The organism is Micromonospora sp. LOL_015, assembly GCF_048060275.1.
Classification (GTDB): Bacteria; Actinomycetota; Actinomycetes; order Mycobacteriales; family Micromonosporaceae; genus Micromonospora_E.
Window position 1 is genome coordinate 148,607 of sequence record NZ_JBHMIO010000007.1, and the last position, 25,041, is coordinate 173,647.

A 25,041-nucleotide genomic window follows, 5' to 3' on the forward strand; every position below is an offset into this window, starting at 1 on the left:
TCTGTCAGCAATGATCGGCAGTTCCCAGCCCTTAGTACAGGACGAGGTCACCACCGGACGCGGTCAGGTTGATCTCCTCGGTGGCGGTGCCGGTCCAGCTCGACGAGAACATCAGCGTGTCACCGTCCCAGACGGTGATCCCGATCTTGTCCAGCTGGCCCGGCCCGCTGACCAGCGTCGCGCTCACCCGCATGGTCAGTCCGGTCGCCACCGCCACCGGCTGCTGCGGGGTGGACAGGTCGAACAGCGTCACCTGGTAGCGCAGCTGCGCCGTGGCTGGTCCACTGCCGAGAGCGTACGAGCCGTACGACTCCAGAACGTTGCCCTGGAACTTGTACCGCTGGTCGCCGGAGCGGTAGCCGACCAGCACCTTGCCGACCAGCCTCTCGCCGTAGGTGATCCGGCCGTCGAGGTCGAACTCGATCCGGTGATCCGGGTCCAGCGGGTAGGCGCCAGCGGTCGACTCGCTGCGCAGGTAGCCGTCACCGAGGAACCGCAGCCTGGTCGGCGGGGAGACGGTCACCGTCGCGGTGACGGACCCGGTGTAGCGGCCGTCGACCGTGGCGGTCACCGGGTGGTTGCCGACCGGAAGGGTCGCCGTACAGCTGGCCATCCCGCCGGTGCGGTCGCTGCCCCACAACTTCACCTCGGTGGCACACAGTGTGGTGTCGCCGCTGGTGAAGGCGAGCTGGGCACCTCGGACGTCGCCGGCCTCGGCGCTCACCGCCGTCCGCAGCAACACCTGCGCCTGCTCCGCGCCACCCTCCGGGTGCACCAGCGTGTCCCCGGTGTACGCCAGCTCGGCCGCGCGGACCTGGTCGATGCGGATGTCGGCGTCGTTGAGGTCGAAGAAGACGTTGCCGACCGCTTCGATCTTGATCCGACCGGTGGTGGTGTCGATGTTCGGCATCGTCACCGTGGCGGTTCCGTTGTTCGGCACCGCCTCGGCCAGCACGTACGGGAAGGTCTTCGCCCCATCCGTCGACAGCGAGATCCGCACCTGCGCCGCGTTCACCGGCGCCGCGTCGGTGCCGGCCACGTCCCAGGTGACCTCTTGAGTGGACCCGCCGAGGTAGAACGCCGGCGCCGGCTGGGAGGTGACCAGGAACGGACCCGCCTGCGGGGCCAGCACGACCTCGGTCTCAGCGTTGCCGACCCCGCCGCCGCCGATCCGGCCGTCGCGGGCGGTCAGCTTGAAGCGCATGGTCCGGTCGTTGGCGAAGCCGACCCAGTCGGCGGTCGGCAGAAACTCCGAGTAGCAGTCGACCAGCGCCTGCGGCAGGTTCGACGCGCTGCCGCTGCCCGGCGGTGCCGGCGCCGCCGGGCAGGCCCCGGTCACCGCGTTGGTGTTGCCGGCCAGGATCTGCGCCATGTCCGGGAAGACCCGGGTCGGGTCGTCGTCGACCGCGTTCAACCCGGGGGAGTAGTACTGCTCGGTGTCGTCCGGGCCGACCAGCGCCGCCGTGCCGAACACTCGGAACAGCGGTCCGTTGGTCTTGACGTTGTCGGTCAACGCGGTGCCGGCGTTGCTGACTCCGGCGATGCCGCCGCGGTCGTTCTGCTCCCACAGATAGGTCAGGGCGTCACCGTCGGCGTCGGTGGCGCTGCCGGTCAACGCGAACGGGGTCCGTACCGGGATGGTGAACTGGTCCGGCACGGTCACCACCGGGGCGTGGTTGGTGGTCTCGGTAACCTGCCAGCCGCCGTTGTCGACCGGGCCGCCCTTGGCGGTCTCACCGACGAAGCCGTCCATGCCGGAATAGGGGATCAACTCCAGCGGCGATACGTTGGTCTGCGCCACGGCTCCGCCGTTGAACGTCACCTGGAAGCCAGTGTTGTCGAGCGCGCCGACACCGCCGAACGCCCCGACGGTCACCGTCGCGCCGTCCGGCCAACCGGTCATCGACTCGATCGTCTCCTTGATGTAGGCAGTGGTGTAGCTTTCGCCGTAACCGATCAGCCGGGAGTTTCGGCCGTTGAAGGTGAACTGGAACGAGTCACCGACAGTGTCGAAGTCGCGCAGCGACACCGTCTGCACCTCGTTGATCGCCGGCCGGGACGAGTTCACGAACGTGGTGATCTCGTGGTAGCTGCGCTGCGACCAGTACGGGTCGGTGTGCGGCTGCAGGTTGTCCTGCTGGCAGATGCCCGCGTACGCCATGATCGACGAACCACTGCCCGGCTCGTACGAGTTGGCGGCGCTGCGGTTGCCGCCGGAGCAGTTCCACTGGGTGCCGTTGAAGGTGTGGTTACCGGCGAACTGGTGGCCGATTTCGTGCGCCACGTAGTCGACGGCGTAGAAGTCACCGATCGGGTTCGGCAGGCCGGTGCAGCCGCGCGCCTTGCCGTCGCCGCCGACCACCCCCAGCCCGGCGACGCCGCCACCCGGCAGGCCGAAGCCGATGTGCCCGACGTCGTAGCTGCTCGCCCCGACCAGTTGGCCCAGCACGATCCGGTTGCGGTTGAGCGTCGCGCCGGAACAGCCGGTCAGCTGCGCCTCGGAGAAGCACGGCGCGGACCCGCACGGCCCGTCCGGGCCGGTGGCCGCCGCCACGGTGTTCAGGTTGGTCTTGTCGGTGTCGTTGATCAGCACAAGCCGGATCGCGGTCTCGTCCTCGTAGATCTGGGTGACCCGGTTGACCAGCGTCACCTTGGCGGCGGTCACGTTCTGCGCGCCGAAGTAGTCGGCGTACGACGGGTCGGTGAGCAATGCCAGCCGGTAGGTGCGCAGCTTGACCAGCGGACCGGCCGGGTCGTCGGCCTGCGCCTGGTCGATCTCCGCGCCGACCTGCTCGGCGGCCGCGTCGACGTCGCCCCGCTCGGTCAGCGGGCCGTGCCGGTTGACCAGGTCACCGGCGTGGTAGCTGGCATAGACGCTCTGGTCGCGATGGTACGGGTCGACGTACCAGGACCCGGTCGACGAGCGGACCGAGGCGTGGAAGCCGAGCGGGGTCAGGTCGGCCCGGATCGTCGCCGTCGGGTCGTCGACGCCGGTGCCGGCGTACGTGCGGATGTCCGGGTGCCGGGCGGCGAGCCCGTCCTGCATCACCGGAGAGTCGACCACCGCGAACCGTTGCACCACGCCGTCCGGGTCCGGCACGGCCAGCACCAGCGGTGCCGTCGCGGCGGCCCGGTCCGACTCGTCCGGCGCCCGGTCCAGCTGGGCGGCGATCACATCCCGGTCCAGGGTGTACGCCGCGAACCGGTGTGCCTGGATGTCCTGGGCGCGACCGGACCGGCTGGCCGTCGGTACGTCGTCGAGCACGGCCCACGGGGTGCCGGCGATCGGCGTACCTTCCTGCGGCGCGGCACTGGCGGCCGACGTCGGGCCGACCGCCGGCAGCAGCGCCGCCGCGACGACGGCGACGAGCAGGGCGATCAGGCGGCGGTTGCCGGACCGGCCGGTCCCGGGCGGTGGCTGCGAACGGCCGTTCGGCGACGAGTGGCGCCTCGTCGAGGGCTTCCTCAAAATGTCTCCTCGGGAGTCCGTGACGATCCACGACCCGAACGGCCAGGGGGTGCGCTGGTCGATAAGCCGTGGCTCTCAAGGGTCGAGAGTCGACGCTAGGCCCCGAGCAGCGGGTACAGCCATCATCCGTACGGATGAGACGGTGCATGATGGCCGGTACTGCGAGACCGGCTCACGTGACGAGCGGAGCCGATCTGCCCGTGACGAGCGGGGCGGCCTACTTGAAAGCGGTGAGGAACCGGTCCCGGAACGAGTCCATCTGCCACACCGGGGCCTGCGGACCGGGGCGCAGCCCTTCCTGCCAGTCCCAGCCGGCGACCCGGTCGAGGACCGCCTGGTCGCTGGTGACGATGGTGACCGGCACGTCGTGGCTGGCCCCCGGACCGGTCACCACCGGCGCCGGCTGGTGGTCGCCGAGGAAGACCACCACCAGATCGTCGTCGCCCTGCGACTCGATGTAGGAGATAATCGTGCTCAACGAGTACGCCACCGCCTTCGGGTAGTCGCTGCGCAATCCGTCCTCCGCGGACTTATTGGCCTGGCCGGCGGCCATCGCCTCCCGGTCGAAGACCGAACCGTCCCGGACCGTGTTCCAGTTGACCAGCTGCGGCAGCGGGGTCCACGGCGCGTGGCTGGACAGCAACGCCACCTCGGCCATCACCGGCTGGTCGTTGTCGCGCCGCTCGAAGCGGTCGAACGCCGACAGCACGTACTGGTCGGGGATGGAGGCGAAGTTGAACCTGTCGCCCGCGTACCCCATGTTGCGCGAGTCGTAGACTTGGTCGTAGCCGAAGAACGCCCCCTCCGGCCAGGCCCGGCTGTTGCCGGGGAAGAAGCCGGCGACCCGCCAGCCGGCGCGTCCGAACGCCCGGGTCAACGTCAGCCGGTCACTGGTCACCAGGCTGCGGTAGCGCTGCTGGTTGTCCACCCACAGCCCGGACAGGGTGCTGGCGTGCGCCAGCCAGCTGCTGCCTCCGACCGTTGACGAGGTGAGGAAAGCGCTGCGCGACTGGTAGCCCCGCGCCGCCAGCCGCTGCGTGCCGTCGTCGAGCAGGTCACCGATCAGTGGGCTGAAGTCGGGGTGGGTGACCGCGTCCCGGCCGTAGCTCTCCACGAACGCCAGCAGCACGTCCTTGCCGCGCAGCGCGGTCAGCAACTCGTCGGCGGGCACGTCCCGGAACGCGTCGACCGCCGCCAGCTCGGCGAACTCCTGCCGGTCCTGCAGGCTCGCGCCGATCTGCATGGTGTGGTCGTACGCCAACCGGGCGGTCGCCCGGTTGGCGACCGGCAGTCCGATCGTGCGCCACTCGTCCTGGTAGACCACCACCTGCGTACCGAGCAGGGCGAACACCAGCCAGCCGGCGGTCAGCGCACCGACCGTACCGCCGCCGATCCGTCGGTGTGCGGCCAACAGCCGGGCCAGCCGCAGCGTCGCGGCGACCAGCAGCGTCAGCACCCCGATCGTGAGCACGACGGTGCCGACCGCCGCGCCGACCGCCGCGGCCCGGCCGTAGGAGGCGTCGACGAACCGGTATCCGTCGGCCAGCAGACCCCAGTCCAGGACCGGGTCGAACGGCCGGTCCAGCACCGAGAAGAAGCCGATGTCGGCGACCTTCAGCGTGATCAGTACGCCGAGCAGCGCGCCGAGCGTGGCAGCCACCGGGGTGCGGACCCGGCCCGGCAGCACCAGCAGCAGCGCGGCGGCGACCAGCGCCTCGACCGGAATGCGGGCGAACGCGACCGGGACCACCAGATCCAGCTGGTATGGCAGGGTCATCGCGGCCAGCACGCCGCCGACCGCCAGCACGTCGGCCGACCATCGGGCGGTACGCCGTACCCGCTGACGCCATCCGCTGGTCGGCGGTGCCGTCTCGTCCGCCGCCGTCGTCTGGTCCGCCGCCGTCGTCTGGTCCGTCACGTCGTCGGCGGTGACCGGGGCGGAGTTCGTGGCGGAGGACAAGTTGGGGCCTTCCTGGTAGTCGGCCAGGCGGTGCGCCTGCCGGACCGGACTCTGCACGATATCCGTACCACCGGGCACCCACAAATACGCACGACCAGCCGGACCGGATCGATCTGCGGACCACCGGCTTGCGGCCGTGACCGGTCCGCCGCGTCGACCGGTCTACTTCTGCATGGACCAGTTGCGGACGTACTTCGACCGGGCGCTCGACGACGAACCGGCACCTGCGGTGCCACCGGACGACCTGGCCCGAGCGGCCATGGTCGGCGGGAGCCGACTACGCCGACGCAGACGGCTCACCATCGGCGGTGCCGCCGTCGCCGTGACCGTCCTCGCCGCCGTCGCAGCTAGCCTGGCAGCACCCGTCCGGGACGCACCGGCCCCGGTGCCGGCGCAGGCGGCGATGCCGTCGGTCTCGCCCGGCTGTGAACTGGTGCGTCCCACCACCGCTGAGGCGGCGACCGAAGCCGCCGTCTACCTGAGCGTCAACGTGACTGCCGAGCAGCGGCGCGCTGTCGACGCGGCGCTGCGGTCCAATCCGCAGGTTGGGTCGGTGGCGTTTGAGAGCCGGCAGGACGCCTACCAGCGGTTCATTCGGCGGTACAAGGACGATCCTGCCGTTTTGCTCGATCATCCAGACCTGATGGAGAAAGTGACCCCGGACCAGTTGCCAGAGTCCTTCCGGATCACCTTGGCGAACCCATCGGCGTATCAGCAGGTCAGCGGCGGACTACAGGCGATGCCCGGTGTCGAGACGGTCACCGGCTGGTTCTGCCTGTACGGCACGGACAAGCAGGTGGACGAGTGAGTGGGGTTCGGGTCGTAGCGCCGGTCGCTGCCGACCTACCGGTGGAGCCGGCACCGACGAGGTCTGAGCGCGGCGGCGGACCGCTGGCCCGGTGGGCCGCCAGCCGTCGGAAGCAGCGAGTGGCCGGGGACGAGGCGTTCACCGCGTTCGTCGTCGACGCGGCTCCCCGGCTGCGCCGCGTCGCGTACCTGATGTGCCGGGACTGGCATCTCGCGCAGGATCTCACCCAGATCACCTTCACCCGGATGTACGCCTCGTGGAACCGGATCTGGCCCACGGCGAACCTGAACGCGTACAGCCGTCGGGTCCTGATCAACGCGGTCTCCGACGCGATGACGCGGCGCAGCCGCACCGAGGTGCTGCTCGCCGAGCCGCCCGAGCCGGCGGGCCGGCCCGCCGGCTCGGGCGGCTCCACCGAACTGCAGGTGGCGTTGCTGCGTGCGCTGGCGGAGATCCCGGTGCGCGACCGGGCGGTGCTGGTGCTGCGGTACTGGGAGGACCAGAGCGTGCAGGCCGTCGCCGAGATCCTCGGCATCACCACGTCGGCGGTGAAGATGTGCAGCATGCGGGCGCTGCAGCGGCTGCGTACCGTCCTCGGCGAGGACTTCCCGACCAGCTGATCGGAGCCGTGCCCTAGGCTGGGCGGCATACCACCCGCGTCGACCTCGCCGTACCGGCCGACGTCGCAGTACCACTGGACTGCTCGCCGCCCCGAACGTGCCGGCGTTCCACGACGTCGCGATGCTGATCGCGATGGTCGCGGTGGCGACCCACGCCGGCCCACCGGTGTACGACTGGCTTGCCGGCGGGTTGGTGCTGGTCGGGGTCGTGGTGGTGGCTGTTGGCCGGGTGCTGCTCCAGGAACTGCGCCATCCGGCGACGCCGCCGGTCTGGATCGTCTACGGTGCTGTTCCAGCGTTCCGCTTGCACGAGCGGCCAGTCCACCGTGTTGTCCAAGTCGTCGAGCGCCGTGGTGAAGGCTGACGTTGCGATCGCTGCGTTGTCGTCGGTCGCGACCCACGCCGCACCAGCCTCCACGACCGCACCGACTGTCACAGCGAGGTAGACCAACGGGCGGTCGCCGTCCGCGTACCGGCCGGCGATGCTGTCGCGATGGTCGCAGGCAATCCGATACATCATGGGTGAACGTGGGGCGAAGTGGAACGGGACGTAGTCCCCAACGTAGCCCCGTGGGCCGATCGGGATCCGCCGTCGGCGGCGAGAGTCCTTGATCGCGGGATCGCCGACCTCCGTGCGCATGATGCCGGCGCGGGCGGAAACATCGCAGGCCAACGGCCTTCTGCAGAGATACTGGCATGATTGTCGATGTCGGTGAAGTGCAGTATCCATCGGCTTCGTGCGGACGTCGACGCCGCTGGGGACATCTGGGTCAAACCTCCGCTGACGTGACCGTGAGGACGGGAGTCTATCGGACTGCCTGTCTGCGAGCGTCGAAGCTCTGACCTGGGGTGGTGGCGCGCCCGGTAGGGTTCGAACCTACGACCTTGGGATTAGAAGTCCCCTGCTCTATCCGCTGAGCTACGGGCGCTTGCTGATCTTCGTCCTAGCGTGCACATAGTAGTGGTCGCAAGTTGCCGTGACGAGTCAGTCGGTCTCCGGTAACCCTCGGTCGACCGGGCGTTGCGCCCTTACCGGTTGACCAGGGTCCGGGCCAGCCGGCTCGGTGGTGAAGTAGCCACGCAGCCAGCGGTCCAGCTCGCTGAACAGCTCGTCGCGGGCCGGCTGGTGGGACAGGGTCAGGTCGTGCAGGCCGCCGTCGATGCGGACCACGGTGACGTGCCGGCCGAGCCGGGGGGCCCACCGGGCCATGTGCTCGACGTCGAGTACCGCGTCGGCCAGGGTGGCCGAATCGTGCCAGCTGTGGCTGCGGTAGGACCGGGAGGAACAGGCCAGCAGGACCGGCGCGGTGATGTGCAGTCCGGCACGTAGCCGCCGCTGGGCGCGTCGGATTGCGGTCAGCCAACCGGCCCGCACCGGGAACCCGGCGAGCGGCTTCCACTCCAGGTCGTAGTCCCAGTGTCCGCGCTGGGAGGCGTGCACGCTCTGCCCGTACACCCGGGAAAGCCCGACCGGGACGACGCGGTAGGGCGAGCGGCCGGTGAGGCGGCAGATGGCCGCCGCTACCGGCCGGCGGAGCAGCCACGGTGCGTTGAGGTCGAAGAACGGGCTGTTCAGGAACAACCCGTCCGGTGCGATGCCCTGGCTGGCCCGCGCGTCGGCCCAGATCGCGGCGATCAGCCCACCGGTCGAGTGGCCGTTGACCAGCAACGTCTCGTTGCCGTCCTGCTCGCGGATGATCCGGGCGGCGGCGTCCAGTTCCGGAAAGTAGTCGCTGAGGTCGCGGCAGAAGTTCGGGGTCTGGTGCGGCAGCAGGCTCCGGCCGTACTTGCGCAGGTCGAGGGCGTAGAAGTCCCAGCCGCCGCGGACGAAGTGGTCTGCCAGATGGGTCTGGAAGAAGTAGTCGACGAAGCCGTGCAGGTAGAGCACCGCCCGCCCGGCCGGGCGGTCCGCCCGGCGGCGGACCAGGGTCGCGACGACCGGACCCTCGTCGTCCGGGTCCAGTTCGATGACCTGCTGCTCGTACGGGGGTCCGAGGATGTCAGGCTGCACGACCTTGACCGTACCGCCGGATGGTTACCTCCGGGTAGCACCGCGCTGCGCGTCGCACAATCATAGGCGGCACTGGCGGCGGCCGAGCGGCGGTGCGCGGCGCGAGGAGGTGCGAGATGAAGGCCGAACAGGCGACGGCGTTCCTGCGGGCGAATCATCGGGCGGTGCTGGTGACCCGGCATCCGGACGGCCGGCCGCAGACCAGTCCGGTGCTGGTCGCGGTCGACGACGCCGGTCGGGTGCTGGTCAGCACCAGGGAAGGCGCGGTCAAGGTCCGCAACCTGCTGCGCGACCCACGAGTCACGTTCTGCGTGACCACCGACCGGTTCTTTGGCGACTGGGTGCAGATCGACGGAGAAGCAGAGGTGGTACGGCTGCCCGAAGCCCTCGACGTGCTGGTCGACTACTACCGACGGATCTCCGGAGAGCATTCCGACTGGGACGACTACCGGGCTGCGATGCGCCGCGACAAGCGGGTGGCGATCCGGGTGAGCGTCACTCATGCCGGTCCGGACGTGCACAGGTGACGGTCTGGATGAGCCCAGGCAACTGCCTGGACGGCCGGCGCGTAGAGCCCACGGGCACGGCAAAGTCGGCGGGTGGGGTGTTTAGGTTGGTAGAAGCTCCAGGAGTTCGAGGATCCGTCGGTTCTTGCGGGCGTTGTATCGCAGGGCGGCGTCGATGTTGGTGGTGTCGTGGATTCTGAGCAGGCTGACCACTACGTTTTGGGGGTCTACTGTAGTGGGTAGGAGGCCTGCTGAGTGAACCTCAGTCTTCCCAAGTTCATGGCCAAGAGCCGGTCCGAGGTCGGTTGCTGAGCCTACCGGTCACCACCGGACACCGTCCGACCTCCACCCGCCGGTTCCGATGCGCGTCTTAGCAGATCAACTCGGTATCGGAGCGGTTGTCCACAGCCGGGGATCTGTCCACAGCGCCGCCGGACCGTGGCTGGCCGGCAGGGGTGCCGTCCATCAATGCTGAGCATCGAGTCGACTCGATCAGATCAATCCGACGAGCCCCTTGCGGAGATGCGATGTTCGATACGTACGTGACGGTTGTCGGTAACGTGCTGACCACGCCGGAGTGGCGGCGTACCACCCAGACCAACACACTGGTCGCCAACTTCAAAGTGGCCTCGACGGCGCGCCGGCTCGACCGGGAGAGCAACCGCTGGGTCGACGGCAACAGCCTGCGGGTCCGGGTGAACTGCTGGCGCAAGCTGGCCGAAGGAGTCTGCTCCTCGGTCATGCTCGGCGACCCGGTCGTCGTGGTCGGCCGGCTCTACACCCGCGACTGGGTCGACGGCGACGGCAACAACCGCCTGCAGTACGAGATGGAGGCCGTGGCGGTCGGCCATGACCTGGCCCGAGGACGGGGTCGGTTCACCCGCAACCGGCCGACGTTGGCGACCAGCGAGGTCGACGGGGACGACCCGGAGCGGCGGGTGCAGGGTGAGGTCACCGCCGAGGTGCCGGCCGACGAGGTGCCGGCGACCCGCAACGAGCTGTTCGACGGTGACGACGACCCGATGTTCCTGGAACCGTCAGTGCCGTCGCCGGTCGAAGGGGAACCGAACCGTCCGGGTGGCCGGCCGGTCACCCTCGCCGTGGACCTGCTCGCCGCCGAGGCGGCCGAGTCCGCCTCGGCTCAGGCCGGCACAGTCGCCGCTTCGACCGAGGACCCCGGAGCCGGCATCGCGACGACGGGCGGCGACTCCGGTCACCGCGACGAGCCATCGGACATGCTGATGGATATGCCGTCGTCGCGGTCGCCCGGCGGCGACGGGAATTCCGGCGACCCGATCGGCGATCCGCTGCCGGCCGAGGAGCAGCCGGCTTCGTCCAGCCGGGCCCGGCGGTCGCGGAGCCGGACGGCGGTGCCGGTCTGACCCTGGCCGGCCCCATGCCGACGAGCGCGGTGGTACGGACCCGTCTGCCGTACCACCGCGCCGACGGTCGACCGACCGGTGACCGGTGACCGTCAGCCGACCCGTCACCCGCCACCGGCCACCGGCCACCGGCCACCGGCTCCACGTAGGCTGCCGGAGTGGCTACCAGCGCTGGCAGGGTCAACGCGTCGGCCGCCGCCGCCACGGCCGGCGGTCTGGTCGCCGGCTACGCCCTGGACACCCTGTTCGGCGACCCCCGCCGCTGGCATCCGGTCGCCGGGTACGGCCGGTTGGCCGGTGCCGCCGAGCGCCGGCTGTACCGGCCGACCCGTCGGGCCGGCGTCGCCTACACGGCCGTGGCCGTCGGGGGGCCGGTGATCGCCGCCGTGGCGGCGTCGGTGCTGACCCGACGACATCCGATCGCCCGGGCTGCTCTCGTCGCCGGCACCACCTGGGCGGTGCTCGGCGGGCGGACGCTGCGGACCGAGGCACAGGTGATGGCGCGGGCGCTGCACCGGGCAGACGTACCAGCGGCCCGACGCCGGCTCAACCATCTCTGCGGCCGGGACCCGGCCACGCTCGACGCGCCGGAGCTGGCCCGGGCGACCGTCGAGTCCGTCGCCGAGAACACCTCGGACGCCGTGGTCGCGCCGTTGTTCTGGGGGGCCGTCGCAGGTCTGCCCGGCCTGGTCGGCTACCGGGCGGCGAACACGTTGGACGCCATGGTCGGGCACCGGTCGTCGCGCTACGAACGGTTCGGCACGGCCGCGGCGCGACTCGACGACCTGCTGAACTTCGTGCCGTCGCGGCTCACCGGGCTGGCCGCCGTGTGGTGGTCGCCAGCGGTCAAGGGCGACCGGGCACGGGCCTGGCGGGTGTGGCGTCGGGACCGCGCCGACCATCCGAGCCCCAACGCCGGTCAGTGCGAGGCGGCGTTCGCCGGGGCGCTCGGGGTCCGGCTCGGTGGGCGCAACGTCTACTTCGGGCGTTCCGAGGTGCGTCCGTATCTTGGTGACGGTCCGCGCCCCTCACCTCGGCAGATCCGCCGGGCAGCGACGCTGTCCCGGCGGGTCGGCAACACCGCTGCGGCAGTGTCCGTGTTGGCGGCTCCCGTGGTGCAGCTGGCCGCCGCGCAGCTGACCGCGCAGGCGGTCAGAACCGCCGTGCGGGCCATCCGCCGCCGGTAGCAACACCACCAGGAGCGGAAGGGAGGCCGGGGTGCCGGGGAGTGCTGGCCCTGTCGGTGGTGGCCTACTGGTCGCCGGGACCACCTCCGACGCGGGCAAGAGCCTGCTCACCGCCGGAATCTGTCGATGGCTGAACCGGCGTGGGGTGCGGGTCGCGCCGTTCAAGGCACAGAACATGTCCAACAACTCGGCGGTGGTCGTCGGGTCGGACGGTCGGGGCGGCGAGATCGGACGGGCGCAAGCGGTGCAGGCAGCCGCTTGCGGGCTGGAGCCGCAGGTACGGTTCAATCCGGTCCTGCTCAAACCGGGCAGTGACCGGGCCAGCCAGGTCGTGCTGCTCGGGGAGGCGGTCGACACCGTCACCGCGACCAACTACCGCGCGATGCGCTCCCGCCTCGCCGACGCCGTGCACACCACCCTCGCCGAGCTGCGTGGCGAGTACGACGTGGTGATCTGTGAAGGAGCCGGCAGCCCAACCGAGATCAACCTGCGGGCTGGTGACTTCGTCAACCTCGGGCTGGCCCGGCATGCCGGGCTGCCGGCGATCGTCGTCGGTGACATCGACCGGGGTGGCGTCTTCGCCGCCATGTTCGGCACCGTAGCCCTGCTCAGCGCCGAGGACCAGGAACACATCGCCGGGTTCGTGATCAACAAATTTCGTGGTGATCAGGAGTTGCTGCGGCCCGGGGTCGACATGCTGCACCAGGTGACCGGCCGACCCACCTACGGGGTGTTGCCCTGGCAGCCCGATCTCTGGCTGGACGGTGAGGACTCGCTGGCGTACGGCCAGACGATCGGACGACCCACGGCGCCGCGCGGCCGCGACATCCTGCGGGTCGCGACGGTGCGACTACCCCGGATGTCCAACGCCACCGATCTCGAAGCGCTCGCTGCCGAGCCGGGCGTGCAGGTCCGGCTCACCGTCGACCCGACCGAGGTTGCCGCCGCCGACCTTGTCGTCCTGCCCGGCACAAAATCGACCGTGGACGATCTGGCCTGGTTGCGGGGGACCGGGCTGGCTGCGGCGGTGACCACGCACGCCAGCGCTGGCCGCCCGCTGCTCGGCATCTGCGGTGGTTTCCAGATGCTCGGCCGGGTGATCCACGACGAGGTGGAGAGCCGCCGGGGCACGGTACCGGGGCTTGGCCTATTGCCCGTCGAGATCACCTTCGCCGAGCACAAGACCGTGACCCGCAGCGCGGGGCGGGCCTACAGCGACGTCCCGGTGCGCGGCTACGAGATTCACCACGGGTACATCTCCCGGTCCGACGGGTCGATCTCGCCGCTGTTCACCGGCACCGGCACCGAGGTGGGCACCGGCACCGGCCCTGGCGCGACGGGCGGCACCGAGGGCGTACGGCTCGGTCCGGTGTGCGGCACCCACTGGCACGGTGCCTTCGAGTCCGACGAGTTCCGTCGCCGCTACCTCACCGACGTGGCCCGCCAGGCCGGCCGGCACGGCTTCACCGTCGCGCCGGACACCAGCTTCACGGCGCTGCGCCAACGCGGACTCGATCTACTCGGCGACCTGGTGGAGGAGCACCTGGACACCGCCGCGCTGTGGCGGCTGATCGAGTCCGGGCCGCCGGCCGGACTACCGTTCATCCCACCCGGAGCTCCCCGGTGACGCGGGGGATCTCGACCTTCGAGAGTCTGGCCCGGCGGGTGTACGCCGCCCCGGCCCGCCTCGGCCGGGTCCGGCTCGTCGTCGTCGACGGCCCGAGCGGCGCCGGCAAGTCCACCTTCGCCGACCGCCTGGCCACTGCCTGCGCGACGATCACGGCGACAGCGCCGGAGTCGGCCACGGAGCCGTTCAGCACCGCCGCCGACCCCGCCGTGGCGGTCGTGCACACCGACGACCTGCTGGATGGCTGGCGTGACCAGTTCACATTCTGGCCCCGGCTCAGCACCTGCGTGCTCGACCCGCTGCGGACCGGCCGGCCGGCCCGCTACCGACGATACGACTGGGCCGCCGGGCGGTTCGGCGACGGCTGGACCGTGATCGAGCCGCCCGCCGTACTCGTGATCGAAGGGGTGAGCGCGGCCCGCGCGGCGGTCCGGCCGGCCGCGACGCTGTCGGTCTATGTCACCGCACCAGAATCGGTGCGCCTGGCCCGGTCGCTCACCCGCGACGGGGCCGCGATACAGCCGACGCTCGACCGCTGGCGGCGGGCCGAGGAGCGGTTCATCTCCGCCGACGGTACGCCCGGTGCGGTCGACCTGCTCGTCGACGGCGCTGCTGAGCCCGAGTCCGGCCAGCTCCGGTCCGGCCAGCTGGCGTACGGGTGGATCCGGGACTGGCCGGACGTAGACGCCGGTGGCGCCGGTGGGGCACCATCGGCCGGGTAGGCCAGTCAGCCGATCCCGGGGAGCGTCCGCCATGACCGCAGACGACGACGGCACCACGCCCACGGCTGCGGCCAGCTGCGGTACGCCGGACGTCACCACCCCGCCGGACCGGCGGCGGATCACGTTGACCGGGATCAGCTCCCGTGCCTGGGAGCACCCGGCCGACCGGGGCGCATTGACCGCGCTCCGTGAGCTGCGTGGCTTCGACGACGTGGTCCGGACATTCTTCGGGATGTGGAACGAGCGGGCCTTCCGGCTCAGCTACCTGGCGTCGGCGATCCGGGTCGACCACCGCCAGTACCCCCGGGTGCACCGGTTGCTCGCCGAGGCGGCAACCGCGCTGGACGTGCCGGAGCTGCCGGAGCTGTTCGTGACCCAGTCCCCGGTGCTCGGTGCCCAGGCCATCGGCTTGGACAAACCGTTCATCGTGATCAACACCGCCTGCGTACAGCAGCTCGACGACGCCGAGCTGCGGACGCTGCTCGGCCACGAGCTGGGGCACGTCCGCAGCGGTCACGCCGTCTACCAGACGATTCTCACCATCCTGACCCGCTGGGCGGCGAACCTGAGTTGGCTGCCGGTCGGCGCGATCGCGCTGCGGGCGATCAGCGCAGCGATGCTGGAGTGGTGGCGCAAGGCGGAGCTGTCCGGCGACCGTGCCGGGCTGCTCGCCGGTCAGGACCCGGCGGCGGCGCAGCGGCTGCTGATGAAGCTGGCCGGCGGCGGCGACCTCAGCCAGATCGACACCGCCGCGTTCCTGGAGCAGGCCGCCGAGTACGACGGCGGCGGTGACCTGCGGGACAGCCTGCACAAGTTCCGGATGACCGCCTGGAGCACCCACCCGGTGCCGGTGGCGCGGGCTGCGGCACTGCGGCAGTGGATCGACTCCGGTGGGTACGCGCAGGTGCTGGCCGGTGACTACCCGCGCCGTGCCGACGACCCGACCGCTTCGGTGACCGATGAGATCAAGGCCGCCGCGCAGGCGTACCGCGAGGAGTTCGGCCGCAGCCAGGATCCGTTGGTCGGCCTGCTGCGTCGGCTGGGTTCCGGCGCGGCCGACGTCGGCGAGTGGGCCAGCGGCGCCGCCGGCCGCGCTCGGTCCTGGATGGGCGCGGCCAGCTCCACCGGCCGGCCGGGTGGTCGGCGGAGCTGACTTCAGGCCGGCCTGGTGGCCGGCGGGGCCGACCTGCCGCCGGTCAGCGCAGCGCGGCCAGCCGCCGCTCAATCACGTCGGGATCGAACCGCTCCGGGTCCAGGGGTGCCTGCCCGTCGTCGAGACCGAGCCAATCGCGTCGGTCTGCGTACTCCGAATGGGACGGGTCGGCCAGTACGTTGAGCAGATGGGCGTAGCCCAAGACGCCGCCGCAGTCCTCCGGCGGGGCAGCCCGCTCGCCTCCCGTACACCGGGGGTAGACCGCCGTCGGGTCGCGGTCGGTGACCGCCGCGACGGTGATCTCGTGGGTCCAGTCGTCGCCGAAGTCGTACCGGTAGGCAATCGTGTCGCCGACGGCCGGGGCGACCTGCTCCAGGGTGACCTTGCGCTCCGACTGGTGCCCGGTCCGGTCGCCGGGCGGTGCGAAATCGCCGTACGGCGTCTCGAACAGGTGCAGGTGGCTGTCGTCCCAGTCGAACGCCGACTGGATCACGTGGTGCAGGTCCTCCAGCGGAGTATCACCCACGACCTCCAACTGCCGCCGGACCGGCGGCTCGCTGTCGGCCAGCACCACGTCGACCCGGTAGATCGGCGCCGGTCCCTGTGACTTCTTCCGTTTGGCCGGCAGCTTGCGCGTCGGTGCCGGCCGGACCGGCCCGGGACGGCGCTGCGCGGGGAACCCGCCGCCGTCCAGCAGGCCGGGGAGCAGGTCCGCCAGGTCGTCGGGACCGGCGTCATGGTGCGGGGCCGGCGGCCGGTCCGACTCCGGCATGGTGGCCAGCCGGGCGTCCAGCAGGGTGGCCAGCACCGGGTACGGCGGCCCCTCGTCGTCGTCGAGCTCCGGTTCGTCGTCGAGTTCGGCGTCGGCCTCGTCGTGCACGCTGCGGGCGTCCAACGCCTGCTCGACGTGCCACCGCAGGTCGGCCGGGTCGAGTCGGGTCCGGGTGGTGCCTTGATCCCGGGTCAGTTCGTCCAGGGCCGCCGGCAGCTGGTCACCGTCCAACAGCAGGATGTCCTGGGCGGCAGCGCAGTCGGCGTGATCGACGATCACCATCATGGCGTGCCTACGGCCGGCCCGTCGGAAGGCGACGGTGAAGACCGAGTCGGTCCCGTCGGGGCTGTCGATCCGCCAGCAGTCGTCCACCGTCACCTCGGCGGCGACCTCGTCGGCCCACTTCGGCCACGGCACGCCTGTCCCGGCGATGGTCGCCGCCGCGGCCCTGGCAGCCTCGGCGGCGGGCGGTGGCGACACCGCGGCGATCGCGGTCAGCAGGGCCACCGCCTCGGGGCCGCCTCGGTCGGCGAGCTGCGGGATGAGCCCGTCGCGCAGCGGGCGGACGCCGTCGGGGTCGGGTTCGTCGCCGACCATCGCGACGAACATCGCGCCGGTGAGTTCGGCGGCGATCGGGTCATCGTCGTCGACCAGGGCGGCGGCGCCGCTCAGCAGGGTGCCGATGACGTCGCCGGGTGCCTCACTGCAGCCGGGGCAGTCGCACGGTTCGGGGTTGTCGGTGCCGTCCATCGCGCCAGTGTGCCCGTTCGCTTGCGGCGGCGCGAGGCGAGCCCCCGGCGTGTCGTCGGGTGAGCACCGGACGGCCCCTACCATCGTCGGATGACGACTGCCATTCCCACCGCCGCCGACCTGCGGTCCGCCATCGCCCGGGAGCTGCCCGGGGTCCGCGCCGACCTGGAGCGGCTGATCCGCATCCCCGGTATCGCCTTCGACGGGTTCGACCACAGCCAGGTGGAGCGGTCCGCCGCGGCGGTCGCCGAGCTGGCCCGGGGCTGCGGGCTGGACGTGCAGGTGGTCCGGGCCGGCGGGCAGCCCGCAGTGCTCGGCCGCCGGCCGGCGCCGCCCGGCGTCCCGACGGTGCTGCTGTATGCCCACCACGACGTGCAGCCAATCGGCGATCCGGCGCTGTGGTCCAGTGACCCGTTCGAGCCGGTGGAGCGGGACGGCCGGCTGTACGGGCGGGGCGCCGCCGACGACAAGGCCGGAGTCATGGCGCACATCGCCGCGTTGCGGGCGTTCGGCGACGCGTTGCCGGTCGGCGTGGTGCTCTTCGTCGAGGGCGAGGAGGAGTACGGCAGCGAGTCGCTGTCCCGACTGCTGGACGCCCACCGCGACGAGCTCGCCGCCGATGTGATCGTGATCGCCGACTCGGCGAACTGGGAGATCGGCGTACCGGCGTTGACGACGTCGCTGCGGGGCCTAGTCAACTGTTTCGTCGAGGTCCGCACCCTTGAGCAGGCGGTGCACAGTGGCATGTTCGGCGGTCCGGTGCCGGATGCGCTGACCGCGCTCTGCCGGCTGCTGGCCACCCTGCACGACGAGGCCGGCGATGTGGCGGTGCCGGGCCTGGTCGGCCGGACGGGCTCCGCCGTGGATCTGCCGGAGCAGCGGATGCGGGACGAGGCCGGCATGGTCGACGGGGTGGGCTTCACCGGCACCGGCGCGTTGACCGACCGGCTGTGGACCAAGCCAGCGCTGGCCGTGCTCGGTATCGACGCCCCGGCCACCGACGGTGCCCCCAACGCCCTGGTGCCGGCGGCGCGGGCCAAGCTGAGTCTGCGGTTGGCCCCGGGCGATGATCCGTCGGCGGCGTACGCGGCGTTGACCGCACATCTGCGGGCAAAGGCCCCGTGGGGCGCGCGGGTCGAGGTGAGCCTGGAAAGTGACGGCGACGCCTGTGTGATTGACGCGACTGGTCCGTACTTCGACGCGGCCCGCGCGGCGTTCGCCGCGGCGTGGGACGGCGTGGCGCCAGTGGACGTCGGCGTCGGCGGTTCGATTCCGTTCATCGCCACGTTCCAGGAGATGTTTCCGGACGCGGCGATCCTGGTGACCGGGGTGGAGGACCCGTACACCGCCGCCCACGGGCCGAACGAGAGCCTGCATCTGGGCGAGTTCGCCCGGGTCTGCCTGGCCGAGGCTCTCCTGCTCGCGGCGGTGGCGGATCCGGCGATTCAGCTGCGCGGGCTTCCGCCGGTACGCTAGTGTTTCGAACATGAGTACGAACGAGGTGATTGCGCGGCTCGACGCCGCGGTCAGTGCTCTGCGGGGCGTCAGCGTCTCCGCTTGGTCCGAGGAGTCGCTGCGCGCCCAGCTCGGCGAGGTCTCGGTCGCCCTCTGCGCCATTGATTCCGCGTTGACCCGGGTGGCCGACGAGGTGCGTGCCCACGGTCTGCGGGTCGAGGAGCCGGTCACGGCTGGCGTCTCAAGCGGGCCGTGACCTGGTCTGTCGGTCGGCCGTGACCTGGGTCCCGGCCGACCGACGGAGGGTCAGGGCCGACGGACGTCGGTCTCAGGCCAGCGGAGTGTGGTCGGCCGGCACGCGCTCGGCGGCCGGTGGCGGCCCCGGCGGGCTGCCGGTGCCGAACGGGCGCCCGCCGAGCCTGTCGCGTCCGTGCGGGGTCAGCCAGTTGGTCAGGTCCGGACCGGCCGGTACCACCCCGGTCGGGTTGATGTCCCGGTGGACCTCGTAGTAGTGCCGTTTGATGTGGTCGAAGTCGATGGTGTCCCCGAACCCCGGCGTTTGGAACAGATCCCGGGCGTACGCCCAGAGCACCGGCATCTCAGTCAGCTTCTGCCGGTTGCACTTGAAGTGTCCATGGTAGACGGGGTCGAAGCGCACCAGCGTGGTGAACAGTCGTACGTCGGCTTCGGTGATAGTGTCGCCGACCAGGTAACGCTGGTTCTCCAGTCGCGTGGAGAGCCAGTCGAGCCGGTCGAACAACCGTCGGTACGCCGCTTCGTAGGCCTGCTGGCTGCCGGCGAACCCGCATCGGTAGACCCCGTTGTTCACGTCGGCGAAGACCACTGAGTTGACCTCGTCGATCTCGTCGCGCAGCGGCTCCGGGTAGAGCTGCGGCGCGCCGCTGCGGTGGTACGCGGTCCACTCGGTGGACAGGTCGATGGTCATCTGGGCGTAGTCGTTGGTCACCACCTGCCCGGTCGGCACGTCGACGAACGCCGGCACGGTGATGCCCCGATCGTAGCCGGGGAACCGGGCGAAGTAGGCGTCCTGCAGCCGTTCGACACCGAGTACCGGATCGCGTCCGTCCGGGTCGAGGTCAAAGGTCCAGCTGCGCTTGTCGTGGGTGGGCCCGGCCACGCCCATCGACAGAGCCTGTTCCAGACCGAGCAGCCGGCGGACGATGATCGCCCGGTTTGCCCACGGGCACGCCCGGCTGACCACCAACCGGTATCGATCCGGCTCCACCGGATATCCGTCGCGCCCGTCGGCGGTGATCCGGGTCGCGATGTACCGCTGATCGCGGGTGAACTCACCGCCGGGGTTGACGTAGCTGCCGTCTGCCGTCTTCGCCATGTCTGCACCGTACCCATTCGACGCGCGCCGCACCTGGTCCGGACGCAGTCGGGTCGACAGCGGCAGCCTCCTGTGCGGTATCGGTCGTGCCGGTGGCTTCGGCGGACGTCGGACGGGGATTGGTAGTCTGCTCAGCCAGTTATCGCCCGGCGACGTGCACCCTGGCTCATCGTCGTGCAACTCTCCGGTGGGCGTTGACCCACCTGAAATCACCCGGAGGCAGGGCATGGCTTCACTCGACACGGCACTCAAGGACGCGATGAGCATCGAGGGTGCCATCGGTGCCGCGCTGGTCGATTATTCCAGCGGCATGACACTCGGTACCGCCGGTGGATCCGCTGAGATGGATCTCGCGGTGGCTGCGGCAGGGAACACGGACGTGGTCCGGGCCAAGATGCGCACCCTGGAGATGTTGAAGATCGCTGACGGCATCGAGGACATTCTCATCACGCTGGACACCCAGTACCACCTCATCCGCCCGGTCTCCTCCCGGTCCGGTCAAGGCCTGTTCTTCTACCTGGCGCTGAACCGTTCCCGGTCGAACCTGGCCCTGGCCCGGCACCACCTGCGACAGGTCGAGGCCTCGCTCGAGCTCTGACCGGGTCGGTAGGAGTTTTGTCTGCTCGCCGGGGCGGGCAGCCGGGTGCGCTCGGTAGCCCTTCCTGGCGAGGACGCTACCCGGGGTGGAACGACGACAGTCGCGCCGTACCGTCGAACGGAGATCAGTCATGTCTGGAACCATCGGCGGCGTTCCGTCGTCTCCGGATCCGGCGTCCGCTGAACTTGCCTCGCTGAAACACGGCGTCACCGGCGTGATCGGCTCGGTGATCGCCGGTGTCGACGGGCTGTTGCTGCTGCACGATCTGACCGACGGGACAGAGCCGCACGACCTGGCGGCGCTCGCGGCGGCGACCTTCGGACTTGGCCGGCAGACCGGCCTCGCGCTGCGGCAGGGCCCGTTCCGGGAGTCCACCGTCCGTAGTCACAAGGGCTATTTCTCGGTGTACGCGATCAACGACAGTGCGCTACTCGCGGTGCTCGGTGCCGACGGGTTGAACGTAGCCCGGTTGCATATCGAGGCGCGCGGAGTGGCCGGTCGGTTGACCACCATGCTTGACGAGCACCTGGCAAACCAGGTACGCCTCTGAGCAGACGTCAACCTAGGGTTGACGTCTGACATGCGTCAGCCTATGGTTGACGCATGTCCGAATATCTGCCGCTCGGCAATCCGGTCCGCCTCGACGACCTGATCGCCGAAATCAAACGAGCCAGTGACGACCGACTCGCTCAGCTCAGCAGCGCCGTCGCCGTCGGCGACCACCTTGGCGAGCTCGCCGATCACCTGATCGGCCACTTCGTCGATCAGGCCCGCCGGTCCGGCGCGTCGTGGACCGAGATCGGGCGCAGCATCGGGGTCAGCAAACAGGCCGCGCAGAAGCGGTTCGTGCCGAAGACCCCGGAGGAACCCAACGACCTCGACCCGCAGCAGGGGTTCGGCCGGTTCACTCCGCAGGCCCGCAACGTGGTGGTCGCCGCCCAGCACGAGGCCCGCCGGGCCGGCAACGACGAGATCACCACCGGGCACCTCGTCCTGGCCCTGCTGACCGACCTGGACAGCCTCGCCGCCCGGGTTCTGGCCGATCGGGTGGGCGACCCGGATCGGATTCGTCAGGTGGCGGCGGCGGCCCTGCCGCCGGCAGTCGACCACGTGCCGGAGCTCGTCCCGTTCGACGCCCAGGTGCGCAAGGTGCTGGAGCTGACCTTCCGCGAGGCGCTACGGTTCGACGACCGGATGGTCGGGACGGCCCACATCCTGCTCGCCCTGCTGGAGTACGCCGCCGGGGCCGGCCCGCTGGCCGATCTGGGAGTCACCAAACCCGACGTCGAGACGTACCTCCGCTCTGCGGCCTCCCGGGAGGACCTGCCGGCGGCCTGATCGACCGTCAGCCGTCGGTCTCGGCGGCAGGCGGTTGGCGGTTGGCGGGCAACTTCCGGGTGTCCCGCAGCTGAAGGTACGGCTCGCGGCCGTCCGGATGCCCGGCCGCGATCGCCCGGCCCCGCTCCAGTTCGGCGTCCAACTCGCCGCCGAGCAGGATCGCGATGTTGGTCAGCCACAACCAGACGAGGAAGACGATCACGCTGGCGATGGCACCGTAGGTCTCGTTGTACGACCCGAAGTTGGCGACGTAGAACGCGAAGCCGGCGGAGACCAGCAGCCAGAGCAGCACCGCCAGGACGCTGCCCGGGCTCACCCACCGGAACCCGCCCTGTCGGGCGTTCGGCGTGGCCCAGTACAGGATCGAGAACATCAGGCTGACCAGAACCACCAGCACCGGCCACTTGGCGATGTCCCAGGCGGCGACCGCCTCCGGCCCGACGCCCAGCAGTTCCCCGGTCCGGGCGGCCAACTCCCCGGTGAAGACCACGATCAGCGCGCTGGCGATCAGCATCAGCCCGATGACTGCGGTGACGCCCAGCCGGATCGGCAACGTCTTCCAGATCGGGCGACCTTCCGGCACGTCGTAGATGGCGTTCGCGGCCCGCATGAAGGCCCCGATGTAGCTGGACGCCGACCAGAAGGCGGCGAGTAGACCGACGACGGCCACCAGGCCGGCCGTATCGGAGTTTTCCCGGACCTGGGCGATCGACTGGTCGAGAAAGCCGCCGATCTCGCCGGGCGCGAGACCACCGATCACACCCTGGACGTCATCGGTAGCGCCGCCGCCGAGCAGCCCGAGCACCGACACCAGCACCAACAGACCAGGAAAGATCGACAGTACGCCGTAGTAAGTGAGCCCGGCCGCCAGGTCGGGCACCGCGTCGGCGGTGACCTCGCGGACCGTACGCCGAGCGGCCGCCCACAGCGACGCAGTTGACAGCCGGGCAGGACTGGCCGGCCCGTCGTCCGGCCCCACCGGCGGCTGGCCGGGATCGTCCGGGTCACGGCGGTTGGTCGCCGGCCCGTCCCGGTCCGGCTGAGTCCCTGTGGTACCCGCTGTCGACATCGTGGCGACCTCCGATCGGTACGGTACGAGGATCCTGCCCAACCGCCGTCCCGGCCAATCCTCGGGCGCCGGCCTGCGCCGGACGGGCCAATCGACTTCCAGGGCACGCCCTGGTACGCCAATTCGGGTCGGACATGTACCCGGGGCCGGATGCGACGATGAACGTCGGCCGTCGGCAGCCGGTTGTCGCCGACCGCATCTCAAGGGGCGCTGCAGTACCTGGCGGCACACTTCTGGGCGCGTGACATACACGACGGAAGGAATCCGGATGACACTTCGTGCCACGATCGTCGGTGCCGGGCTCGCCGGATCGCTGACCGCAGTCGCGTTGGCCCGTTCCGGCATCGGAACCTCCGTCTACGAGGCGTACCTCGATCCAGCCGGGACGACCGGAGGCTTTCTCAACCTGACCGCCAACGCGCTTGGAGCGCTGCAATCGGTCGGCTGTCTGGAGCAGATACAGGCACGCGGGATCGTGGTGAACCGGCTGTGCCTGTGGAACAGCGAAGGCCGGCTGCTGGGTCGACTGTCCCGGGCCCATCGCCTGGCCAACCGGCCGATGAATTTGTCGATCATGCGTGGCGACCTGGTGTCCGTACTTCGCGACGAAGCGGTCCGGGCCGGAGCGGAGGTCCATACCGGCCGCTGGCTGGCCGGTGCCACCAGCAGCACTGGTGGAGTGACCGCGCAGTTCATCGACGGGGCCCGGGTGGAGTGCGACGTGCTCGTCGGTGCCGATGGGACGCATTCGCGGGTGCGCCGGGTGATCAGCAACGCGGCGCCACCGCCCGAGTACGGCGGACACTGCGCGATCGACGGGGTGACTCGGCTGCCGGGCATCGCGGCCGGGACGTTGCATCTGGTGGTCAGCCGACAGGGCTGCTTCCAGTACACCGCCAAGCCGGACGGCACCGTCTGGTGGAACGCGCTGGTGCCCACCGGCGACCTTGACCCGGCGGAACTGGCCGGCATCAGCGAGCGGATCGCCAGATGCAGCGCGACCAGGGCCGAGGAGCAGGCGGTGTCGACCGCGATCGCCGGCCCGTGCAGACCGAGCAGGTACGCGATCCGGCCGGCAGCCGCGTTGAGCGAGGTGCCGGTGCCGAAGTACGCGTCCAGTTGGTCGAGCCCGCCACGTTGCAGTAGTCGGGCGTAGTCGGAGTTGGAGATGCCGATGTACACACCGGTCCGGCCGCCGGCCAGGCCGGTGGGGTCGACGTTGGCGTCCTCCAGCGCGTGCCAGGCACACTCGAGCAGCAGTCGGTGCTGCGGATCCAGGCTCTGTGCCTCCCGGGCGGGGATCCCGAAGAACCCGGCGTCGAACCGGTCGACGTCGCTGAGGAAGCCGCCCTGGTCGGTGGTGATCGTGCCGGTCCTCATCGGGTCGCTGTCGTGCAGCGCGGCACCGTTCCACCGTTGTGGCGGCACCGGGCCCACTCCGTCGCGGCCGTCGACCAGCAGTTGCCAGAACTCGTCGATGGAGTCGGCACCGGGGAACCGGCCGGCCATCCCGATGATAGCGAGTCCAAGCCGAGCGCCTTGAACGGGGTGTCCCGGTCATTCACCGTCGGGTCGATCCGCAGCACCCGGCCGGTGAGTTCCCGTACCTTGGCCTCGACCAGCGGGGCCCGGTCGTCGGCCGGGGTGTTGCGCAGCTGGTCGAGGAACTGCCCGCCATCACCGCCGGCCACTGCCGCTGCCCGGCCAGCAGCCGGGCGAAGCCCTGCCGCTTGGACAGCACCAGGGCGCTGCCCGCGTCGCCGAAGATGGTCTGGTCGTCGCTCTTCCAACGGTCGATGTACGGCAGCCGGAAAGCGTCCCCGGCGGTCAGCAGTGCGGCGGTGGTGTCCGGCCGGGCGGCCAGGTAGGACGCGCCGAGCTCCAGCGCCGCGAGCAGACCGTTGCAGCCCTGCCGCATCTCGATGGTGACCGAGGGGCCGCCGCCGACCGTCTCCTGCTGGACGTAGTGGGCCGGGCTCCACATCTCCCGGCCCTGGTGCGACACGTACCCGTGCAACACCAGGTCGATGTCCTGCGAGTCGTGACCGGAGCGGGACATCGCCTGCCGTCCGGCTGCGGCGGCCATCACCACGCCGGCCTCGTCGTCGTTGGCCACCCGTACCGCCCGGATGCCGTTGGTCTCCGCGGCGGAGGCGTCATAGGCGCCGTCGGCGACCGCCTGCTCTGCGGTGTACTGCTGCTCCGGCAGGTACAGCCCGGTGCCGGCCAGATAGATGTTGTCCCAACGCACGGTGCCTCC

Annotated in this window: 21 protein-coding genes, 1 tRNA gene and 2 pseudogenes; 14 read left to right on the forward strand and 10 right to left on the reverse strand. The window is 70.6% G+C overall.

Translation table 11 applies throughout. From position 1 onward, the window contains the following. Positions 1–31: 31 nt before the first annotated feature. Complete coding sequence (locus ACFHWU_RS09740) at positions 32–3,469, reverse strand: M12 family metallo-peptidase (RefSeq protein WP_416567771.1); 3,438 nt, start codon at positions 3,467–3,469, stop codon at positions 32–34. Positions 3,470–3,686: 217 nt separating this feature from the next. Further along, on the reverse strand, positions 3,687–5,486 hold the full coding sequence (locus ACFHWU_RS09745) for a sulfatase-like hydrolase/transferase (protein WP_416590341.1): 1,800 nt from the start codon (positions 5,484–5,486) through the stop codon (positions 3,687–3,689). Between the two features lie 79 nt (positions 5,487–5,565). On the opposite strand from ACFHWU_RS09745, the gene ACFHWU_RS09750 reads away from it, so the two are divergent. Together ACFHWU_RS09750 and ACFHWU_RS09755 are read left to right on the forward strand one after the other, a co-directional pair. After that, positions 5,566–6,237: a permease-like cell division protein FtsX gene (locus tag ACFHWU_RS09750; protein WP_416557144.1), complete on the forward strand. Its 672-nt coding sequence runs from the start codon at positions 5,566–5,568 to the stop codon at positions 6,235–6,237. Further along, positions 6,234–6,857 carry a SigE family RNA polymerase sigma factor gene (locus ACFHWU_RS09755; protein WP_416567769.1) on the forward strand — a complete coding sequence of 208 codons (624 nt, stop codon included), beginning with the start codon at positions 6,234–6,236 and terminating at the stop codon, positions 6,855–6,857. Before ACFHWU_RS09750 ends, ACFHWU_RS09755 begins: the two co-directional genes overlap by 4 nt. A gap of 13 nt (positions 6,858–6,870) precedes the next feature. Here the strand turns inward: ACFHWU_RS09755 and ACFHWU_RS09760 are convergent, their stop codons facing one another. From ACFHWU_RS09760 to ACFHWU_RS09770, 3 genes are all read right to left on the reverse strand, one after another. After that, entirely contained in the window at positions 6,871–7,587 is a 717-nt protein-coding gene (locus ACFHWU_RS09760; protein WP_416590342.1) for a DUF4433 domain-containing protein, read from the reverse strand. 123 nt (positions 7,588–7,710) lie between these two features. Then, a tRNA-Arg gene (locus ACFHWU_RS09765) sits at positions 7,711–7,786 on the reverse strand. 56 nt (positions 7,787–7,842) lie between these two features. Next, on the reverse strand, positions 7,843–8,868 hold the full coding sequence (locus ACFHWU_RS09770; protein WP_416557147.1) for an alpha/beta hydrolase: 1,026 nt from the start codon (positions 8,866–8,868) through the stop codon (positions 7,843–7,845). Between the two features lie 116 nt (positions 8,869–8,984). Here ACFHWU_RS09770 and ACFHWU_RS09775 point away from each other — a divergent pair, with 116 nt between their 5' ends. The 6 genes from ACFHWU_RS09775 (at position 8,985) to ACFHWU_RS09800 (ending at position 15,445) form a co-directional block, all read left to right on the forward strand. Then, complete coding sequence (locus tag ACFHWU_RS09775; protein WP_416557148.1) at positions 8,985–9,395, forward strand: PPOX class F420-dependent oxidoreductase; 411 nt, start codon at positions 8,985–8,987, stop codon at positions 9,393–9,395. Positions 9,396–9,901: 506 nt separating this feature from the next. Beyond that, on the forward strand, positions 9,902–10,756 hold the full coding sequence (locus ACFHWU_RS09780; RefSeq protein WP_416557149.1) for a single-stranded DNA-binding protein: 855 nt from the start codon (positions 9,902–9,904) through the stop codon (positions 10,754–10,756). Positions 10,757–10,914: 158 nt separating this feature from the next. Beyond that, positions 10,915–11,943: a cobalamin biosynthesis protein gene (locus ACFHWU_RS09785; protein WP_416590343.1), complete on the forward strand. Its 1,029-nt coding sequence runs from the start codon at positions 10,915–10,917 to the stop codon at positions 11,941–11,943. A 31-nt stretch (positions 11,944–11,974) separates the two neighbouring features. Continuing rightward, positions 11,975–13,570, forward strand: coding sequence for a cobyric acid synthase (locus tag ACFHWU_RS09790; RefSeq protein ID WP_416590344.1), 1,596 nt, complete (start codon positions 11,975–11,977; stop codon positions 13,568–13,570). Beyond that, entirely contained in the window at positions 13,567–14,292 is a 726-nt protein-coding gene (locus tag ACFHWU_RS09795; protein WP_416568985.1) for a uridine kinase family protein, read from the forward strand. The genes ACFHWU_RS09790 and ACFHWU_RS09795 overlap by 4 nt, the downstream gene beginning before the upstream one ends. Positions 14,293–14,323: 31 nt before the next feature. Beyond that, positions 14,324–15,445, forward strand: a complete 1,122-nt coding sequence (locus ACFHWU_RS09800; protein ID WP_416590345.1) for a M48 family metallopeptidase — start codon at positions 14,324–14,326, stop codon at positions 15,443–15,445. A 43-nt stretch (positions 15,446–15,488) separates the two neighbouring features. On the opposite strand, the gene ACFHWU_RS09805 is transcribed toward ACFHWU_RS09800, so the two are convergent. Then, complete coding sequence (locus ACFHWU_RS09805) at positions 15,489–16,967, reverse strand: plasmid pRiA4b ORF-3 family protein (protein WP_416590346.1); 1,479 nt, start codon at positions 16,965–16,967, stop codon at positions 15,489–15,491. 90 nt (positions 16,968–17,057) lie between these two features. On the opposite strand from ACFHWU_RS09805, the gene ACFHWU_RS09810 reads away from it, so the two are divergent. Both ACFHWU_RS09810 and ACFHWU_RS09815 read left to right on the forward strand, forming a co-directional pair. Continuing rightward, the gene (locus ACFHWU_RS09810) at positions 17,058–18,443 is read left to right on the forward strand and encodes a dipeptidase (protein ID WP_416557155.1); all 1,386 of its coding nucleotides are present in this window, start codon (positions 17,058–17,060) and stop codon (positions 18,441–18,443) included. A 10-nt stretch (positions 18,444–18,453) separates the two neighbouring features. Further along, positions 18,454–18,678 (forward strand): hypothetical protein, encoded by a 225-nt coding sequence (locus ACFHWU_RS09815; RefSeq protein ID WP_416557156.1) that lies wholly within the window; start codon positions 18,454–18,456, stop codon positions 18,676–18,678. Between the two features lie 72 nt (positions 18,679–18,750). Here the strand turns inward: ACFHWU_RS09815 and ACFHWU_RS09820 are convergent, their stop codons facing one another. Continuing rightward, positions 18,751–19,776, reverse strand: coding sequence for a glutathione S-transferase family protein (locus ACFHWU_RS09820; protein WP_416568982.1), 1,026 nt, complete (start codon positions 19,774–19,776; stop codon positions 18,751–18,753). Positions 19,777–20,002: 226 nt separating this feature from the next. Between ACFHWU_RS09820 and ACFHWU_RS09825 the strand changes: the two genes are divergently transcribed. The 3 genes from ACFHWU_RS09825 (at position 20,003) to ACFHWU_RS09835 (ending at position 21,712) form a co-directional block, all read left to right on the forward strand. Then, the gene (locus ACFHWU_RS09825; protein ID WP_416557158.1) at positions 20,003–20,374 is read left to right on the forward strand and encodes a hypothetical protein; all 372 of its coding nucleotides are present in this window, start codon (positions 20,003–20,005) and stop codon (positions 20,372–20,374) included. Between the two features lie 130 nt (positions 20,375–20,504). Continuing rightward, positions 20,505–20,924, forward strand: a complete 420-nt coding sequence (locus ACFHWU_RS09830; RefSeq protein ID WP_416557159.1) for a roadblock/LC7 domain-containing protein — start codon at positions 20,505–20,507, stop codon at positions 20,922–20,924. A gap of 53 nt (positions 20,925–20,977) precedes the next feature. Next, on the forward strand, positions 20,978–21,712 hold the full coding sequence (locus ACFHWU_RS09835) for a Clp protease N-terminal domain-containing protein (RefSeq protein WP_416557160.1): 735 nt from the start codon (positions 20,978–20,980) through the stop codon (positions 21,710–21,712). A gap of 7 nt (positions 21,713–21,719) precedes the next feature. On the opposite strand, the gene ACFHWU_RS09840 is transcribed toward ACFHWU_RS09835, so the two are convergent. Next, positions 21,720–22,781 carry a YihY/virulence factor BrkB family protein gene (locus ACFHWU_RS09840; protein ID WP_416590347.1) on the reverse strand — a complete coding sequence of 354 codons (1,062 nt, stop codon included), beginning with the start codon at positions 22,779–22,781 and terminating at the stop codon, positions 21,720–21,722. Positions 22,782–23,049: 268 nt separating this feature from the next. Here ACFHWU_RS09840 and ACFHWU_RS09845 point away from each other — a divergent pair. After that, positions 23,050–23,538, forward strand: a pseudogene (locus ACFHWU_RS09845) (FAD-dependent oxidoreductase); the annotation flags it as partial. 272 nt (positions 23,539–23,810) lie between these two features. Here the strand turns inward: ACFHWU_RS09845 and ACFHWU_RS09850 are convergent. Both ACFHWU_RS09850 and ACFHWU_RS09855 read right to left on the reverse strand, forming a co-directional pair. Further along, a pseudogene (locus tag ACFHWU_RS09850) lies at positions 23,811–24,290 on the reverse strand (beta-ketoacyl synthase N-terminal-like domain-containing protein); the annotation flags it as partial. 52 nt (positions 24,291–24,342) lie between these two features. Then, positions 24,343–25,032 carry a ketoacyl-ACP synthase III family protein gene (locus ACFHWU_RS09855; protein WP_416557162.1) on the reverse strand — a complete coding sequence of 230 codons (690 nt, stop codon included), beginning with the start codon at positions 25,030–25,032 and terminating at the stop codon, positions 24,343–24,345. Positions 25,033–25,041: the final 9 nt, after the last annotated feature.

Bases quoted from the DNA above. Each gene is read 5' to 3' on its own strand.
- ACFHWU_RS09760 (WP_416590342.1), bottom strand. From the start codon at position 7,587: ATGGATACTGCACTTCACCGACATCGACAATCATGCCAGTATCTCTGC.
- ACFHWU_RS09775 (WP_416557148.1), top strand. From the start codon at position 8,985: ATGAAGGCCGAACAGGCGACGGCGTTCCTGCGGGCGAATCATCGGGCG.
- ACFHWU_RS09780 (WP_416557149.1), top strand. From the start codon at position 9,902: ATGTTCGATACGTACGTGACGGTTGTCGGTAACGTGCTGACCACGCCG.
- ACFHWU_RS09800 (WP_416590345.1), top strand. From the start codon at position 14,324: ATGACCGCAGACGACGACGGCACCACGCCCACGGCTGCGGCCAGCTGC.
- ACFHWU_RS09805 (WP_416590346.1), bottom strand. From the start codon at position 16,967: ATGGACGGCACCGACAACCCCGAACCGTGCGACTGCCCCGGCTGCAGT.
- ACFHWU_RS09810 (WP_416557155.1), top strand. From the start codon at position 17,058: ATGACGACTGCCATTCCCACCGCCGCCGACCTGCGGTCCGCCATCGCC.
- ACFHWU_RS09815 (WP_416557156.1), top strand. From the start codon at position 18,454: ATGAGTACGAACGAGGTGATTGCGCGGCTCGACGCCGCGGTCAGTGCT.
- ACFHWU_RS09820 (WP_416568982.1), bottom strand. From the start codon at position 19,776: ATGGCGAAGACGGCAGACGGCAGCTACGTCAACCCCGGCGGTGAGTTC.
- ACFHWU_RS09825 (WP_416557158.1), top strand. From the start codon at position 20,003: ATGGCTTCACTCGACACGGCACTCAAGGACGCGATGAGCATCGAGGGT.
- ACFHWU_RS09830 (WP_416557159.1), top strand. From the start codon at position 20,505: ATGTCTGGAACCATCGGCGGCGTTCCGTCGTCTCCGGATCCGGCGTCC.
- ACFHWU_RS09835 (WP_416557160.1), top strand. From the start codon at position 20,978: ATGTCCGAATATCTGCCGCTCGGCAATCCGGTCCGCCTCGACGACCTG.
- ACFHWU_RS09840 (WP_416590347.1), bottom strand. From the start codon at position 22,781: ATGTCGACAGCGGGTACCACAGGGACTCAGCCGGACCGGGACGGGCCG.